The organism is Mycobacterium sp. E1747 (assembly GCF_001667775.1).
GTDB lineage: Bacteria > Actinomycetota > Actinomycetes > Mycobacteriales > Mycobacteriaceae > Mycobacterium.
Genome location: NZ_LZJI01000147.1, coordinates 1 through 1,634 on the forward strand (window position 1 = coordinate 1; position 1,634 = coordinate 1,634).

Here is a 1,634-nt window from a genome sequence, read left to right on the forward strand (position 1 = left end):
TCGGGCGGGACAGCCATGCACACCTCGTGCCCCCTGCGCAGCAACTCCCGACCGACGACGGCGCAGGGCTCGATATCACCACGAGTTCCGTAGCTTGCCACCACGAACTTCATTGAAACCGAGCCTCCCACCGGGCGTAGGCGACGCCAATGGTACCGGCCCACATCCCGGACGGGTGCGGCCTTCGGGCGCGCGCTGGGTCCACCCCAGGGGCACACGTTGTCGACCGACGGCCTTAAGCTCGACAAAAACCCAGTCGAGACGCGCGAACAGCACTCGAGGCTGAGGCGAGACCAAAGCGTGGCATGCCGCTCTAATTCCCGGAGGGCCCACGCCTCCCAAAGGGGTTCACATGAACCGCATCAAAGCTGTTCAGCGGGCGTTGGACGGACGGCAACGGCGCATCTACCTGGAAATCGGCGTATCGAAAGGAGAAGCCTTCCGGCACATCGCCGCCGAGGAGAAGATCGCGGTCGACCCCGAATTTGCGCTGTCGGCGCGAACCCGCAAGCGTGCTGCCGCAAAGGCATCCACTACGCATTATTTCGAAACCAGTAGCGACGCGTTCTTTGCGAACGAAACGCTGTTCCTCGAGCAGCGGGGTATCGACGTCGCCTTCATCGATGGACTCCACACCTACCGACAGGTCATCCGCGACGTCGAAAACACGCTGCGCTACCTGCGCGACGACGGTGTCATCTTGGTACACGACTGCAACCCCACCAGCGCCTCCATGGCTTGCCCTGCGGAGTCTTACGCCGAGTTTCGTGCCCGGCATCGCTGGCGGGACATTTCCTGGGGGCTCACCAAATCCGGCGTCTACGCCGCCCTTTGGTGCGGTGACGTCTGGAAGGCCATCGTCGAATTACGGAGCACCCGAGAGGATCTGCGAATCGTGGTGCTCAACTGTGATTTTGGAGTGGGCGTCATACGAAGGGGAACTCCGGACTTGCTGCTGGACTACTCGGCGGCCCAAATCGAAGCACTCGGATACGCGGATCTTGCCGCTGACCGAAACCGCTTGCTCAATCTGAGGCCCCCCGGGTGCCTGGACGAATTCCTGGAGTCAAACCGCTGATACACCGTCCCTGCCTCAGCAGTAGCAGCGGGCCGCCCAGTGCGTGGGGCGGACGCAGCGATCAGCCAACCCTCTTGAAGCGGGCGAACCTCTCGACGAGATCAGCGACGGTCGCAGCGCTGTCAGCGGGCTTTGTCATCTGGGAGGCGAATGCTCGAGCCTGAGTACGGTATTCGGAGGCGAGGACGGTGCGCAGGTCTGAAACCAGCGATTCTTGGGTAGCCGTGGAGATGCGCCGCCCCATGCCTACCTTCAGCCGCTTGACCCGCGCCGCCCACACCGCCTGGTCGGGCAACGTCCAGAGAATCAAGGCGGGGAGTCCTGCGCGCAGGCCGGCGTTCGTGGTACCCGCCCCCCCGTGGTGAACCAAAGCCCGGCATTCGGGTAGCACCGTCGCGTAGTTCATGGCATCAACCACCTTGACGTGGTCAGAATGTCCGAGATTCTCGAAGTCGGTTCCAGCTGCCGAAATCAATGCTCGCTCACCCAGTTTCGCGCAAGCCACGCCGATCATGGCGAGGGTGTCGGCGGCGGATTCGACCGCCGCGCTGCCGAA

The 1,634-nt window shown here is 63.2% G+C and carries 3 protein-coding genes; 1 reads left to right on the plus strand and 2 read right to left on the minus strand.

The window, feature by feature from the left end; all coding sequences use genetic code 11:
* Positions 1–113 (minus strand): hypothetical protein (locus tag A5695_RS29650; protein ID WP_231974829.1); only part of this gene is annotated, 113 nt, incomplete at its 3' end.
* A gap of 239 nt (positions 114–352) precedes the next feature.
* Between A5695_RS29650 and A5695_RS14380 the strand changes: the two genes are divergently transcribed.
* Complete coding sequence (locus A5695_RS14380) at positions 353–1,078, plus strand: class I SAM-dependent methyltransferase (RefSeq protein WP_068082938.1); 726 nt, start codon at positions 353–355, stop codon at positions 1,076–1,078.
* Positions 1,079–1,139: 61 nt separating this feature from the next.
* Here the strand turns inward: A5695_RS14380 and A5695_RS14385 are convergent.
* Positions 1,140–1,634, minus strand: a 495-nt coding sequence (locus A5695_RS14385) for a glycosyltransferase (RefSeq protein WP_369830187.1), incomplete at its 5' end; no start/stop codon positions are given.